Here is a 14,986-nt window from a genome sequence, read left to right as displayed (position 1 = left end):
ATCGATGACGGCGCAGGGCGTTCAGAGGCAGGCACCTTAATCAGCGCACGGGAGAACGGCAAGCCGACAAGGCAAGCCCCTCACCGGAATCCGCACGCATGGGCGGACAAAACGCTTTCGGATGCCTAGAATGCCCTGTCCGCCAACGGAAGCTGTCATGACCATCTCGCTCGAAATCAACGCCCTGCCCTACGCCCTCGCCGCCGAGGATGAAGCCTCCACGCTGTCGCGCTTCGCACGCCTGCGCTCACGTCCCGACGCCGTGCTGCTCGACAGCGGCCAGCCGTCGCTGGCCGGTGGCCGCTTCGACATCATCAGCAGCGACCCGCTGGCCGTGCTGGAGCAAGGCCCACACGGCGGCAAGCTCACTGGCCCGCTGCCGGAGTCGATGCGTGACCTGAGCCAGTTCCGTGAAGCGCTGGAGCGCCTCGCCCGCCTGCCGGTGATCGAGGCCCAGCGCCAGCTGCTGACCCTGCTGCCACAGACGCTGGCAGGCGAAGAGCTCGCCCGGCACGACCTGAGCGCCGAGGACCTGCCGTTCATCGCCGGCCTGCTGGGCTACTGGAGCTACGACTTCGGGCGCGCGCTGGAAGACCTGCCCGCCACGACCGAGGACGACATCGCGCTGCCCTGGGCGCGTCTGGGTCTCTATGACTGGGCATTGATCAGTGACCATCAGCGCCAGCAGAGCTGGCTGATCGCTTCGCCCCAACGGCGCCGACAGGTGCTTGAGTGGCTGGAGCAACCGGCGCCGCGCAGCGCCGACTTCGCCCTCGACACCCCCTTCGCGCCACTGCTGGATCGCGCGGGCTACGGCGAACGCTTCCGCCAGGTGATGGAGTATCTGCATGCCGGTGACTGCTATCAGATCAACCTGACCCAGCGCTTCTCCGCCGACTGCAGTGGCGACAGCTGGGATGCCTACCTGCGCCTGCGTCAGGCCACGCCGACACCCTACGCCGGCTATCTGAGCTGGCAGGACGCCAAGGGCGAGGAGATGGCGATCGTCTCCGTCTCGCCGGAGCGCTTCGTCGAGGTCAATCACCGCGCGGTCGAGACCAAGCCGATCAAGGGCACCCGCGCACGTGGCGCGACACCGGAAGAGGACGCCCGACTGGCCGCCGAGCTGCTGGCCAGTCCCAAGGACCGCGCCGAGAACGTGATGATCGTCGACCTGCTGCGCAATGATCTGGGGCGTGTCTCGGCACCGGGCAGCGTCAAGGTACCATCGCTGTGCGCGCTGGAGAGCTACGCCAACGTGCACCATTCCGTCAGCACCATCACCAGCACGCTGGAGGAAGGGCGCGATGCGCTGGATCTGCTCGGCGCCGCCTTCCCCGGCGGCTCCATCACCGGCGCGCCCAAGATCCGCGCCATGCAGATCATCGAGGAGCTGGAGCCGGTTCGCCGCAGCGCCTATTGCGGCAGCCTCGGCTACCTGGACATCCGCGGGCACATGGATACCTCCATCGCGATCCGCACGGCGGTGATCGCCGAGGGCCAGGTGCACCTGTGGGGCGGCGGCGGCCTGGTCGCCGATTCCGAGGAAGAGGCCGAATACCGCGAAAGCCTAGCCAAGATCCAGCGACTGATGGAAGCACTCGGCTGACAGACTGCGTTATAAGGCGTCATGAGCGCCATAACTCGATGGCATATAACGATCGAACGAATTCGTATTGGGGAAGCAGTGCCCGCCTTTGATAGGGTAGGCGCATTCCTGCACGTCTCCTTGAGCGCTACCCGCCTCTGCTGATGGCCTTTCCTGGCCATTGATCAGCCCTGCGCCCCGCTCCATCGGACGTGCCCTCGTTCTGGAGACTCCTCATGTCCGATACCTTCGATCTCGCCCGCATCAATGCCGAATTCGGCAACGACCCCGAAGCCCTGACCCGCTGGGCTCTGTCGCTGGACAAGCACGCCATCTGCACCACCAACTTCCGTCCCTTCGAGGCGGTGATTCTGCACATGGTGACGCGCTTCCGTCCTGACATCCCGATCGTGTGGATGGACAACGGCTACAACACCGATGCCACCTATCGCTTCGCCGATGAAGTGACGCGCAAGCTGAACCTGAACCGCATCATCTATCTGCCGCAGCGCACGCGTGCCCACCGTGAAGCCGTCGATGGCCTCACGCCGCATATCGATGACCCGCGCCACGAAGCCTTCACCCGTGAAGTGAAGCTCGAACCCTTCGAGCGTGCGCTGCGCGAACTGAACCCCGAGATGTGGTTCACCGCCGTGCGCGCCAGTGACACCGCCTTCCGTGCCGGCATGCAGCCGGTCTCGCTGAACGGCGATGGCCTGATCAAGGTCGCCCCGGTACTCAACTGGTCATCCAAGCAGATGCACGAGTATCTGGTCGCCCACGACCTGCCCAACGAGTTCGACTACGTCGACCCGACCAAGGCGGAAGACAACCGCGAGTGTGGCCTGCACTTGGCACACTGAGCCCTGTGGTTGACGCTGTGCGCTCGAGCCGCCCAGCCAGCAAAAAGCCCGCCTCTCAAGAGGCGGGCTTTTTCATCTGTGCTGTGGCAGATCAGGCGAGCGGCACTCAGTCCACCGACACTCAGTCCACCGACACTCAGCCAACCGGGACTCAGCGCACCGGCAGCTCGATGTCGTGGAAGATCTCGTGCTCGTGGCGCGGGCCAGCGGCCAGTGCCGCTTCGACACGCTCGCGCGTCAGGTGCGGCGCGAAGCGCTCGACGAATTCGAACATGTAGCTGCGCATGAAGGTGCCGCGACGGATGCCGATCTTGGTCGTGGAGCTCTCGAACAGATGCGTGGCGTCCAGCGCGACCAGGTCCTCGTCGGCCACCTCGTCCACCGCCATGTGCGCGACGATGCCGATGCCCATGCCGAGACGCACATAGGTCTTGATGACATCGGCGTCCGAGGCGGTCAGCACCACGTTGGGCGCCAGGCCATGGGACTTGAAGGCATCATCCAGCTGGCTGCGGCCGGTGAAGCCATAGGTGTAGGTGACCAGCGCATAACTGGCCAGCGACTCGAGGGTCAGCTCCTCGCCATTGGCCAGCGGATGATCCTTGGGCACCAGCACGCAGCGGTTCCAGCGATAGCACGGCAGCAGGATGAGGTCATTGAACAGCTCCAGCGACTCGGTGCAGATGGCGAAGTCGGCCTGCCCTTCACTGACCATGTTGGCGATCTGCTTCGGCGTGCCCTGCTGCATGTGCAGCGCGACATCCGGGTACTTGCGCGTGAAATCGGCGATCACCGGCGGCAAGGCATAACGCGCCTGGGTGTGCGTGGTGGCGATCGACAGGCTGCCGCGCCGGTCGTCACTGTGCTCCTGGGCGACGTGCTTGATGTTCTCCACCGTGCGCAGCACCTGGCTTGCCAGCTCGACGATGGACTCGCCGGCCGGGGTCACCCGCGTCAGGTGCTTGCCACTACGTGCGAAGATTTCGACGCCAAGCTCATCTTCCAGCAGACGAATCTGCTTGGAAATGCCCGGCTGGGAGGTATACAGACTTTGCGCGGTAGCGGACACGTTCAGGTTGTGGCGGGTGACTTCCCAGATATAACGCAACTGCTGGAGTTTCATGCGGCTTCACTCTCCTGAGAAGCACCATCGACGCGACGCGGCGTGACAGTGGCCCGGACATGGCCGGTCACCTTGCTAAGATGATCGGGCGATAAAATCATGAATAATGATTCCTTTCGGGAATATACGCTCAAGAGTAGATTGGCGACAGTAACCTGACAAGGGGGTAGGTAGGGATGGAAGTCACACAACTGCTGCTATACGTGCTGGCAGGCGCCGGAGTGGGTTTCGCGGTCGGTGTCACTGGCGTGGGCGGCGGCTCGCTGATGACGCCCCTATTGTTGATGTTCGGCTTCCCGCCGCACATTGCAGTGGGCACCGACCTGCTCTATGCCTCCATTACCAAGGCGGGCGGCGCCTTCGCGCACCATCGCCAGGGCCATGTGGACTGGACCATCGCCCGACGCCTGGCCATCGGCTCGCTGCCGGCGGCGCTGTTGACGATTGCGGTCCTGCATACCTTCTTCACTGACCCCACCGCCTACGCGGGCCTGATCAAGGGCATGCTGGGCGTGATGTTGATCCTCACCGCCGGCGTGCTGCTGTTCAAGAAGCGCCTGCTGGGGCTGATCAGCCCGGAAAGCTTCATCGTACGCCACGCGGCACCGCTGACCGTGCTGTCAGGCATCGTGCTCGGCGTGTGCGTCACCCTGTCCTCCGTGGGTGCCGGCGCCTTCGGCGCTGCCGTGCTGATCATGCTGTTCCCGCTGTTGAGCACCGCGCGCATCGTCGGCACCGATATCGCTCACGCCGTACCTCTGACCCTGGTCGCGGGGCTGGGCCACCTGTGGCTGGGCAACGTCGACTTCCTGTTGCTCGGCGCGTTGCTGGTCGGCTCACTGCCCGCCATCAGCCTGGGCGCACGCCTGACACGCCACATGCCCAGCGGCCTGCTGCAGGGCCTGCTGACGACACTGCTGCTGGGGCTGGGCATCCGTTACGCCTTCTTCTGAGCTCTCCTTGCTGCGGGATCCTTCGCACAGGCAATACCAAAGTCGGGGCAGGCAATCCACATTGCCTGCCCCGTTGCTATTCCCTCAAACCAATAAAACAGCTATAAAAACACTAGCGATCATAACCCCGTGCTATTGAGCCGATGGACAATGCCCATTTGTCAGTGATGCAAAGTGGCGCTACCATCGGACGCAGCCTGCATGTCCGGCAATGCCGCAGACAGCGAAACGAATCCCCTGGAGAAACAAGATGTCCAATCACGTCGATGTCACCGGCGCCAACTTCGAACAGGAAGTTCTCAACGCTGAAGCCCCGGTCCTGCTGAAGTTCTGGGCCCCGTGGTGTGGTCCGTGCAAGATGATGGCGCCGGTCGTCGAAGAAGTCGCCAACGAGAAAGGCGAAGGCCTGAAGATCGTCAACGTCAATGTCGATGACGCGCCGGAAATCGCCGCCGAGCAAGGCGTGCGTGGCGTGCCGACCGTGATCCTGTTCAAGTCCGGCGCCAAGGTCGCCTCTCTGGTCGGTGCCCAGTCCAAGGGTCAGCTGAGCCAGTTCATCGAGCAGAACCTCTGAGTCGACTTGCTGACAGGTGACTGCCCCGCCAGCCACCGCGCACTGATTCGATAACCAAAGGCCCCGTCACGCACAGCGTGACGGGGCCTTTGGCATTCTGGCAGCGGGTCATCCACGCAGAGCTGGCTCGCGGGTCATTCCTCCGCCATGCGTCGGCGACGGCGAATCCGGCGCACGGAGGGGCCCAGCAGGCGCGCCGCCCAGCGCGTGCCCGGGTGCGAGTCGAAGGCGATCTTGAGCGTCATGGTGATCGGCACTGACAGCAGCATGCCCACCGGCCCGAACACCCAGCCCCACACCACCAGCGACAGGAAGGCGGCCAGCGTCGACAGCCCCAGGGTGCGCCCCATCACGCGCGGCTCGATCAAGTTGCCGAGAATGAAGTTGATCGCCAGATAACAGCCGCCGAGCATCAGCGCCTTGACCGCGCCACCCTCCGGCATCACCAGCGTCAGCAACACCGCAGGCACCGCGGCCAGCGCCGAGCCGATGTTGGGAATGTAGTTGAGGCAGAAGGCCAGCGTGGCCCACAGGAAGGCGAACTCCACATCGAGCACCATACAGCTGATCGCGACCAGTCCCCCGGTCACGAGGCTGATCAAGGTCTTGACCGCCAGATAGCGGCGCAGCGTCAGCGAGAACAGCGTGAAGCGGCGCAGACTGACATGCGGGCTGCGCAGCGTGCTGACCAGCTTGTCGCGCAGTGACAGCGCCTCATAGAGCAGGAAGGTGGCCGTCAGCACGATGATGACGCTCGAGGACAGCAGCCCCCCAAGCCCGGTCAGCAGGTTCGGCACCCATTGGGTCAACGAGGCCGGATCGACCAGCTCGCTGAAACGGGCCGGCGCGATGGATACGCCGCTGTCCGCCAGCCATTCCAGCATGCTCTGATACTGTTCGCGCAGGCTCTCCTCAAGCTTGGGCATCTCATCGCTGAACAGGGTGAAGCGCGAGACCAGCAGCGCCGTCAGCGACGAGAACAGCACGCAGACTGTCAGGATGACGATCGGCACCCCGAAGCGTTGCCCGATACCGTGACGGGCCAGCCAGCGCACCGGCGCGTCGCAGACCGCAGCGACGAACACCGCCAGCAGCAGCGGGACCACCAGGTCCGCCGCCAGCTTGAGGCCGCCGATGATGATGACCACTGCGGCCATGCCGACCAGCAAGGGGTGAATCTCCAGCGCGCGGCGCACATTGGGCGCATGGCGAGAACGCCCGGAGCGTTCGAGCGCCTCCTGCTGACGCTCGTCGCGTGGCACCTGCATGCGTGTCACGGCCTCCTCGATGGAAGTGCCCTCACTGACGCTGCGTGGCTCGCCAACGCTATCGTCAGGCGCTTGCGCATCAGCCATCTGCGCCTCGGGCGGCACTTCCTCGTGTCGCGATCTTTCCTCAGGCGTATCGTTCGCGTGCATCCTGCGCCACCTATCCTGTCAGTGCTTGCCATCAGTACTTGCCATCAGTACATGCCATAAGTACTTGCGCGTCGTTGCCCCGCGGGTTCCTCGGGGCAGCCTTCGATGCGCCTATCTTGGGCGCATGCCTGTCACAAGCCAAGACTGAAACGAGATTGATTGCTCGTGTCGAGGAAAACCCGCGCCTCCCTCAAGACGCACAAAAAAATGGGGAGACCGAAGTCTCCCCAAGGGTACCGAGTCAGAGCGCACTGACTGGAGGCATAAGACACGACTGTTGCCGATACATCTAACTGCTGAGTCTTGAAACTGCTGTCAGGCTTGAAACTGCTGTCAGGCTTGAAGCCGTCATCAGATCTCGAAGCCGCTGCCGAAGCCTTCCACCGTCGGCGCCATCAGCGTCTCGCCACCGGCACGAATCATCGCGGCATGGCCTTGCGTGCGCGGCAGGATACGTTGGAAGTAGAAGCGCGCGGTATCCAGCTTGGCCTGATAGAAGGCAGCGTCCCCTTCGCCGGCCGCCAGCGCGGCCCTGGCCGTCTCACCGGCCCGCGCCCACAGGTAGCCCAGCGTGACGTAGCCGGCATACATCAGGTAATCGACACTGGCCGCGCCGACCGCTTCGCGGTCCTGCATCGCGCCCATGCCTACCGCCATGGTCAGCTCGCCCCATTCGCGGTTGAGCTCGGCGAGCGGATTGGCAAACTCGCTGCCTTCGCTGGCCTGACAGAACTTGTGGATCTCCTTGGTGAAGACCTTGAGCGATTCGCCCTGGCTCATCAGGATCTTGCGGCCCAGCAGGTCCAGCGCCTGGATACCGGTGGTGCCTTCATAGAGCAGAGTGATACGCGCATCGCGCACGAACTGCTCCATGCCCCACTCCTGAATGAAGCCGTGGCCGCCATAGACCTGCACGCCGTGATTGGTCGCCTCGAAGCCGGTCTCGGTCAGGAAGGCCTTGACGATGGGCGTCAACAGGCCGAGCAAGGTATCGGCACGCGCCTTGTCTTCGCTGTCCGGAGCATTCTCGACGATGTCATTGAACTGGGCGGCGTACATCACCAGCATGCGCCCGCCCTCGGCGATGGCCTTCTGGGTCAGCAGCATGCGGCGCACGTCCGGATGCACGATGATCGGGTCGGCCGCCTTCTCAGGCGCCTTGGCCCCGGACAGGGCACGCATCTGCAGACGGTCACGCGCATAGCTCAGCGCATTCTGGAAACTGGCCTCGGCCAGCGCCACGCCCTGGATCCCCACGCCGAGGCGCGCGGCATTCATCATGGTGAACATGCAGGCCAGCCCCTTGTGTGGCGGACCGACCAGATAGCCTGTGGCGGAGTCGAAGTTCATCACGCAGGTCGCGTTGCCGTGAATGCCCATCTTGTGCTCGATGGAGCCACAGCTGACGCCGTTGCGCTCACCGGCCTCGCCATTGGCGTCGGGCAGGAACTTGGGCACCACGAACAACGAGATGCCACGCGAGCCTTCCGGAGCATCCGGCAGCTTGGCCAGTACCAGGTGCACGATGTTGTCGGACAGGTCGTGCTCACCGGCCGAGATGAAGATCTTGGTGCCGCTGATGCGGTAGCCCTTGCTGCCATCGCTGTCATCCAGCGGCACGGCGCGGGTCTTGATCAGGCCCAGGTCCGTGCCGCAATGCGGTTCGGTCAGGCACATGGTGCCGGTCCAGCTACCTTCGACCAGCTTGGTCAGATAGGTCTGCTTGAGCACCTCGCTGCCGTGATGCTCGAGTGCATTCATCGCGCCATGCGACAGACCCGGATACATGCCCCATGACAGGTTGGCGGAGGCGACCATTTCCGAGAGCACCATCGCCAGTGACGGCGGCAGCCCCTGACCACCATGTTCCGGTGAGGCAGCCAGGCTCGGCCAGCCGCCCTCGACATACTGCTGATAGGCAGCCTTGAAGCCGCTCGGCGCCTTGACCTCGCCGCCCTCGAAGGTACAGCCCTCGCGATCGCCCGACTGGTTCAGCGGCGTCAGCACCTCGTGCGCGAAGCGTGCGCCCTCCTCGAGGATGGCGGTCACGATATCGTCGCTGGCCTCATCGCCACCCGGCAGGCTGGCATAGTGCGCGGGATAGTCGAGCAGCTCATTCATCACGAAGCGGATGTCGCGCAACGGCGCCTGATAGTCCGGCATGCTTTACTCCTTGAGCCGTCGCGACGCGGCGGCGCTGACCTGAACAACGACAGGTGGCGGCAAGACGCTTGTCAGGCGGCGCAACACTCGCTCGAGCAATGAAGAAGCGAGTCGCTGGCGGCGAACAGGTCTGACGCAACACTATCAAACATGTGTTTGAAATTAACGCCTCCTTCGCCATACCGTCAAGCGGTCGTTTGATTTCTGACCTGCGACATTGGTGGCAAGCCCTGTCTCATCAGTGGCAAGCCCTGTCTTCAGGCCACGCCGCGCGCACGGCAGACACAAAAAGACACACACTAAAAACAGACACAAAAAAGCCCGACCGCAGCCGCGGTCGAGCAATATCTCCCCCAGAGATAACCTGTCCTGCAAGATTCCTTGTGTACCGTGCTCTCTCCCGAGAGCCGATCCAGAGAGCCCGATCCAGACGATAAAGGCCTTGCCCGCCAGCCTCAGGCCATGCGAATGCTGCCATCGAGGCGGATCACCTCACCGTTGAGCATGCTGTTGGTGATGATGTGCTCGGCCAGACGCGCGAATTCATCGGGCTTGCCCAGACGCTTGGGAAACGGCACCGCCTCGCACAGCGCTTCGCGAGCCGGCTCCGGGATGCCGGCCATCATCGGTGTCTCGAACACGCCGGGCGCAATCGCCATCACGCGAATGCCATGGCGTGCCAGCTCACGTGCCATCGGCAGCGTCATGCCGGCGACCCCGGCCTTGGAGGCGCTATAGGCACACTGCCCCACCTGGCCGTCAAAGGCCGCGACCGAGGCGGTATTGAGAATGATGCCCCGCTCGCCGTCCTCGCCCTCGGCGGCATTGCGCGCCATGCGTGCCGCCGTCAGGCGCGCCACGTTGAAGGTACCGCTCAGATTGATCGCCAGTGTCTTCTCGAAGCCCGCGAGCGGAGCAGGCTCGCCGTCACGGTCCACCAGCTTGGCGACGCTCACCACGCCGGCGCAATGGATCACCCCATGAATGGCACCGAAGGTCTGCTCCGCGACATCCAGTGCGGCCTCGACACTGGCGCTGTCGGTGATGTCGCAATGACAGAAGCGTGCCGCCTCCCCCAGTGAGTCGGCCTGTTCACGTGCGGCCTCGGCAAGGTCCGCCAGCACCACCTGGCCGCCGGCCGCGACGATACGTGAGGCCGTGGCGGCCCCGAGGCCGGATGCTGCGCCGGTGATCAGAAAGCAGTGGTCGGCGATCTTCATGAAACGAGTCCCCCGAAAGGTGATGGCAGGAAAGGTGATGAGAGGCCGGTGGTGACAGGCGCGTGGTAACAGACAATCCCCGCCGGATAGCCGGCCGTGCCTGAAAGCCGCGTGTATGCCTCGGTGTTCAGCTCGCACGCGCCTGTGCTCGCAGCAGGAAACGCTGGATCTTGCCCGATGGCGTCTTGGGCAGGCTGTCGACGAAGTCGATCTCGCGGGGATAGCTATGCGCCGAAAGTCGCTGACGCACGCTGGCGCGAATTTCCTCCGCCAGCTCGTCACTGCCGACATGGCCATCGCGCAGCACCACATAGGCCTTGATGATCTCGCCACGCAGCGCATCCGGCTTGCCGACCGCCGCCGATTCCGCCACCGCCGGATGCACCAGCACAGCGTTCTCGACATCCGCCGGGCCGACGCGATAGCCCGCGGTGGTGATGATGTCGTCATCACGCCCGGCAAAGGTGAAGCGGCCATCGGGCTCTGCCACCACCACGTCTCCGGTCAGGTAATAGCCCTCGACGCAGGGCTGTTTCTCCTGCCAGGTGTAGCCGGCGAAGAAGTGCGCGGGAGAGCGGGCGATATCCACCGCCAGCACACCCGGCTCGCCCGGCGGCAGCTCACGATACTCGGCGTCGAGCACGGCGAGTCGATAGCCGGGTAGCGGGAAGCCGACACTGCCGACCACGACCTCATGGGCCAGCGCGTGATGATTACAGCAGGTCATGCCGGTCTCGGTCTGGCCGTAATGGTCCATCACCGCACAGCCCAGCTCCCGCGCGACCCAGCCCACCACCTCGGTGTTGAGGGGCTCACCGGCGGAGCTTGCGACCCGCAGGTTCAGGCGCTCGAAGGCCCCCTCCCCGAGCCCGGAGGCCTTGAGCATCCGATAGGCCGTGGGCGCCGCCGCGAAGTTGTCGATGGCGTGGCGCTGCAGGAAGTCCAGCCCGCCCTGCGCGCTGAAGGGAGCTTGCATGAAGTAGGTGGTGGCACCCAGCAACAGAGGTGCCGTGATCCCGTAGTAAAGCCCGTAGGCCCAGCCGGGGTCGGCCATGTTCCAGAAGCGCTCGCCGGGGCGCAGATCCACTGCCAGCCGCTGATAGAGCCAGAAGGCCGGCAGCGCATTGAGTGCCACCGCCACCCCCTTGGGCTTGCCGACCGTGCCGGAGGTGAACATCTGCAGGAAGGGCGCATCACTCGGCAATTGTACGGGCGGTTGCGCCAGGGGCTCGCTTTGCATCAGGGCCTGCCAGTCCAGATCCCCCTCATCCAGTGCCTCCCCCTCCCCGCGCACGCAGATGATCGGTGGATGGCTCGCAAGCGCCCTGAACTTGGCACGCTGACCGGACTCGGTGATCACGACACTGGTCTCGGCGCGCGACAGACGGTAGGCGAGCGCATCCGTTCCGAAGGCCGTGAACAGCGGCTGATAGATGGCGCCCAGCCGCCAGGTGGCGGCCAGCGCGATCAGAAGCTCAGGCGTACGCGACAGCATGCAGGCCACGCGCTCGCCGGGTCCGACGCCCTGCGCAGCCAGCGCCGTGGCCATCCGAGCACTCTCGAGATCCAGTTCGGCGTAGCTGAGCGTGCGTACCTTGCCATGCTCATCCTCGTGGACCAGAGCGATGCGCTCGCCCTGCCCAGCGCGCAGGTGCCGACCGATGCAGGCGTCAAAGGCATTGCCCATGTGCCCTTGCCCGGAGGACGTCAGGAGTTCATCGCGCAACGCGTCGATGTCGAAATGTTCCAGATACTCGCTCAGCGTCTGGCTGGCAGCCGGTTGCATGGCGGATGAATTCGCAGGTTCGTCAGATGTAGCGGCAGATGTAGCGACATATGCAGCAGAGGCGGCGCGTGACGTGCGGTTTGTTGTTGTATCGCTTGGCGTCATGGCGTGACTGGCTCCTGAGTGGCGCTCCGGGGCGGATCGAGATGGCTGGGCGCCAGCCATCTACAGTTAACGTAAACGTCAAGTTAGCGGCAAGCCTGTCGTGCGGCAAGCATTGTGGCGCTCGACTGGCCGAAAGTTGCAGACGCCGTGTAACGGACGGCGTGTAACGCACGCTGTGTAGCAGACGCCGGGTAACGGATGCTATGTAGCAGACGCCGTATAACCGACGCTCGCTCAGGGAAGACGACACAGGCTGTCGACCAGCGCCTCGGCCAGCTCATCCGGGGAACGCTCCCCCTCGGGACGGTACCAGCGTACGCTCCAGTTGAGCGCCCCCAGCATGAACTGGCGCAGAAGCAGAGCATCTCCCTTGAGCAGTCCCGCGGCGACGGCCGCCTCGATGGCGTCGCGCCACAGGGCTTCATACTCGTCACGCAGATGCACGAGATGCTCCCGCGAGGCTTGCTCGAGGCGACGCCATTCGTAGAGCGCCACGACATGCGCATTACGGTCCGTCAGCAGGGTTTCCAGATGCGCCCGTGCCAATGCCAGCAAGCGCTCTCGCGCCTGCTGATGCCGTGATGCGGGCGCTGAGCCGGCTTCCAGCCGCGCGAGATGCTCACGCGCGATGGCCAGTGCGCTGAACATGCCCTCCTCGATCACGGCGCACAGAATTTCCTGCTTGTCGGCGAAGTGATGGAAGAGACTGCCGGACTTGATGCCCATTTCCTGGGCCAGCATACGGACGGTGGTGCGATCGAAACCCTCCTCGACGAACAGGCGGGCAGCGATACGGACCAGCTCCTTGCGACGGGGTGAGGCGGTGGCTACATTCATCGTATAACTAGCGCTTGCTTGGTTTATGGGATTGAATGGATCAAAGCATAGCCACGCAGTGATCACAACGCCGACTGCACGACTCGATCTTCCAATAACAAGACACAGGAGACCGTCATGACGACCGCTTCCCGCACTACGCCAAGCCCCGCCGCCAGCGCCGATGACATCGTGATTCTCGCCGGGGCCCGCACGCCGATGGGCGGCCTCAAGGGCTCACTCTCGACGCTGAGCGCGCCACAGCTCGCCGCCGTGGCCATCAAGGCAGCCATCGAACGCGCAGGCCTCACGCCTGCCGATGTCGACGAGGGTATCTTCGGCTGCGTGCTGCCCGCCGGCGTCAAGCAGGGCCCGGCGCGGCAGGCCATGCGTCAGGCCGGCGTGCCGGACAGCATCGGCGCCACCACCATCAACAAGCTGTGCGGTTCCGGCATGAAGGCCACCATGCTGGCGCATGACCTGATTCGCGCAGGCACCAACCGCATCATGCTGGCCGGCGGGATGGAATCGATGTCCAACGCCCCGCATCTGCTCACCCAGGCGCGTGGTGGCTATCGCCTCGGCCATGGCGAGCTGAAGGACCACATGTTCTTCGATGGGCTGGAAGACGCCGAGACCGGCAAGCTGATGGGCGTGTTCGCCCAGGAAGTGGCCGATGCCCGCGGCTATGACCGCCAGCGCATGGACGACTTCGCCATCGAATCGCTAAGGCGTGCCATGACGGCGACCGAGTCGGGTGACATCGCGCCGGAAATCGCCGCCGTCACGGTCAAGAGCCGCAAGGGCGAGAGCGTGGTCGAGCAGGACGAGCAGCCCTTCCAGGCCAACCTCGACAAGATTCCCACCCTGCGCCCGGCCTTCGCCAAGGACGGCACCATCACCGCCGCCAATGCCAGCTCCATCTCCGACGGCGCCTCTGCGCTGGTGCTGACGCGCCGTGATGAAGCCGCACGGCGCGGGCTGGCCGTCAAGGCGCGTATCCTCGGTCACAGCACCCACTCCCAGCACCCCAGCGAATTCACGCTGGCGCCCATCGGGGCCATCGACTCGCTGATGAAGCGCCTGGAGTGGACCACGGAAGACGTCGACCTGTTCGAGATAAACGAGGCCTTCGCGGTGGTCACCCTGCTGGCGATGGATGCCCACGACATCCCGCATGACAAGGTCAATGTCTTCGGCGGCGCCTGCGCCCAGGGGCACCCGGTGGGCTCCACCGGCTCGCGCATCATCGTCACCCTGATCAACGCGCTGGAACGCCGCGGCAAGAAGCGCGGCATCGCGGCGCTGTGCATCGGCGGCGGCGAAGCCACCGCGATCGCCGTCGAACTGGAAGGCTGATCCGCCAGCAGACACTGAACCAACCTGATGCTTGAAACGACACGAGGCCCGGATCACGGATCCGGGCCTCGTGTCGTCGTGCGGCCTGCGATGCTCTCAGGAAGTGATCAGGGGCTCAGCCTTCCGAGCCCTGACACTGGCGCCGCTTAGCCATAGCGGCCGGTGATGTAGTCCTCGGCCTTCTTGGTATTCGGGTTGGAGAACATGGTCTTGGTGTCGTTGTACTCCACCAGTTCCCCCATATGGAAGAAGGCGGTGTAATCGGCGACGCGCGCCGCCTGCTGCATGTTGTGCGTCACGGTGACGATGGAGAACTGGGTCTTCAGCTTGTCCATCAGGTCTTCGATGGTCGCGGTGGAGATCGGGTCGAGTGCCGAGGTCGGCTCATCCATCAGGATGACGTCCGGCTTGACCGCGATGGCACGCGCGATGCAGAGGCGCTGCTGCTGACCACCGGACAGTGAGGTGCCCGGCTGGTCGAGAATGTCCTTCACCTCTTCCCACAGACCCGCATCACGCAGCGCGCTCTCGACCAGATCATCCTTGTCGGCGCGACGGCTGACCAGGTCGTGCATGGTCGGCGCGTAGGCGATGTTGTCATAGATCGACTTGGGGAACGGATTCGGCTTCTGGAACACCATGCCGACGCGACGACGCAGCGCCACTTCATCCATGTTGCGCGCGTTGACGTCACGGCCATCCATCTCGACCAGACCTTCGATGCGCACGCTGCGGATCAGGTCATTCATGCGGTTCAGACAGCGCAGGAAGGTCGACTTGCCACAGCCGGACGGGCCGATCAGGGCGGTGACGTTCTTCTGGAAGATATCGATGTTGATGTTCTTCAACGCCTGCTTCTCGCCGTACCAGAGGTTGAGATCTTCCACGCGAATGGCCAGCTCGTGGTTGGCATCTTCATTGATGACGACCGGGCTACCGGGACGAGTGGCGGCGGCAGGCTTGGCGGGAGTGGCGACGGTGCTGTTCATGTCTCGTATTCCTTGATGAGTCGTGGGCC

12 protein-coding genes are annotated in these 14,986 nt (G+C 64.2%); 5 read left to right on the top strand and 7 right to left on the bottom strand.

Annotation, left to right across the window (positions count from 1 at the left end):
• Window positions 1-157: 157 nt before the first annotated feature.
• On the top strand, window positions 158-1,609 hold the full coding sequence (gene pabB, locus AOG28_RS04180) for an aminodeoxychorismate synthase component I (protein WP_054555397.1): 1,452 nt from the start codon (window positions 158-160) through the stop codon (window positions 1,607-1,609).
• A 215-nt stretch (window positions 1,610-1,824) separates the two neighbouring features.
• Window positions 1,825-2,451 carry a phosphoadenosine phosphosulfate reductase domain-containing protein gene (locus AOG28_RS04175; RefSeq protein WP_054555396.1) on the top strand — a complete coding sequence of 209 codons (627 nt, stop codon included), beginning with the start codon at window positions 1,825-1,827 and terminating at the stop codon, window positions 2,449-2,451.
• A 151-nt stretch (window positions 2,452-2,602) separates the two neighbouring features.
• Here the strand turns inward: AOG28_RS04175 and cysB are convergent, their stop codons facing one another.
• Entirely contained in the window at window positions 2,603-3,574 is a 972-nt protein-coding gene (cysB, locus tag AOG28_RS04170) for an HTH-type transcriptional regulator CysB (protein WP_043333969.1), read from the bottom strand.
• Window positions 3,575-3,750: 176 nt separating this feature from the next.
• Between cysB and AOG28_RS04165 the strand changes: the two genes are divergently transcribed.
• Both AOG28_RS04165 and trxA read left to right on the top strand, forming a co-directional pair.
• On the top strand, window positions 3,751-4,527 hold the full coding sequence (locus AOG28_RS04165) for a sulfite exporter TauE/SafE family protein (protein ID WP_043333970.1): 777 nt from the start codon (window positions 3,751-3,753) through the stop codon (window positions 4,525-4,527).
• A gap of 250 nt (window positions 4,528-4,777) precedes the next feature.
• The gene (gene trxA, locus AOG28_RS04160) at window positions 4,778-5,101 is read left to right on the top strand and encodes a thioredoxin (RefSeq protein WP_043333971.1); all 324 of its coding nucleotides are present in this window, start codon (window positions 4,778-4,780) and stop codon (window positions 5,099-5,101) included.
• A 134-nt stretch (window positions 5,102-5,235) separates the two neighbouring features.
• Here the strand turns inward: trxA and AOG28_RS04155 are convergent, their stop codons facing one another.
• The 5 genes from AOG28_RS04155 to AOG28_RS04135 form a co-directional block, all read right to left on the bottom strand.
• Window positions 5,236-6,456: an AI-2E family transporter gene (locus AOG28_RS04155; protein WP_235506940.1), complete on the bottom strand. Its 1,221-nt coding sequence runs from the start codon at window positions 6,454-6,456 to the stop codon at window positions 5,236-5,238.
• Window positions 6,457-6,870: 414 nt separating this feature from the next.
• On the bottom strand, window positions 6,871-8,682 hold the full coding sequence (locus AOG28_RS04150; RefSeq protein ID WP_054555395.1) for an acyl-CoA dehydrogenase C-terminal domain-containing protein: 1,812 nt from the start codon (window positions 8,680-8,682) through the stop codon (window positions 6,871-6,873).
• 455 nt (window positions 8,683-9,137) lie between these two features.
• A complete protein-coding gene (locus tag AOG28_RS04145; protein WP_054555394.1) occupies window positions 9,138-9,902 on the bottom strand; it encodes an SDR family NAD(P)-dependent oxidoreductase in 765 nt (254 codons plus the stop codon).
• Window positions 9,903-10,029: 127 nt separating this feature from the next.
• Window positions 10,030-11,688, bottom strand: a complete 1,659-nt coding sequence (locus tag AOG28_RS04140) for an AMP-binding protein (protein WP_054555393.1) — start codon at window positions 11,686-11,688, stop codon at window positions 10,030-10,032.
• Between the two features lie 339 nt (window positions 11,689-12,027).
• On the bottom strand, window positions 12,028-12,630 hold the full coding sequence (locus tag AOG28_RS04135; RefSeq protein ID WP_054555392.1) for a TetR/AcrR family transcriptional regulator: 603 nt from the start codon (window positions 12,628-12,630) through the stop codon (window positions 12,028-12,030).
• 117 nt (window positions 12,631-12,747) lie between these two features.
• On the opposite strand from AOG28_RS04135, the gene AOG28_RS04130 reads away from it, so the two are divergent.
• Window positions 12,748-13,968 carry an acetyl-CoA C-acyltransferase gene (locus AOG28_RS04130; RefSeq protein ID WP_054555391.1) on the top strand — a complete coding sequence of 407 codons (1,221 nt, stop codon included), beginning with the start codon at window positions 12,748-12,750 and terminating at the stop codon, window positions 13,966-13,968.
• Window positions 13,969-14,114: 146 nt separating this feature from the next.
• Here the strand turns inward: AOG28_RS04130 and pstB are convergent, their stop codons facing one another.
• Window positions 14,115-14,957: a phosphate ABC transporter ATP-binding protein PstB gene (pstB, locus tag AOG28_RS04125; protein ID WP_082388222.1), complete on the bottom strand. Its 843-nt coding sequence runs from the start codon at window positions 14,955-14,957 to the stop codon at window positions 14,115-14,117.
• Window positions 14,958-14,986 lie beyond the last annotated feature (29 nt).

Origin of the sequence: Cobetia sp. UCD-24C (assembly GCF_001306765.1) — a bacterium.
Lineage (GTDB): Bacteria > Pseudomonadota > Gammaproteobacteria > Pseudomonadales > Halomonadaceae > Cobetia > Cobetia amphilecti.
Note: the sequence above shows the minus strand (reverse complement) of the source record. Positions and strands in the feature narration are given on the sequence as shown.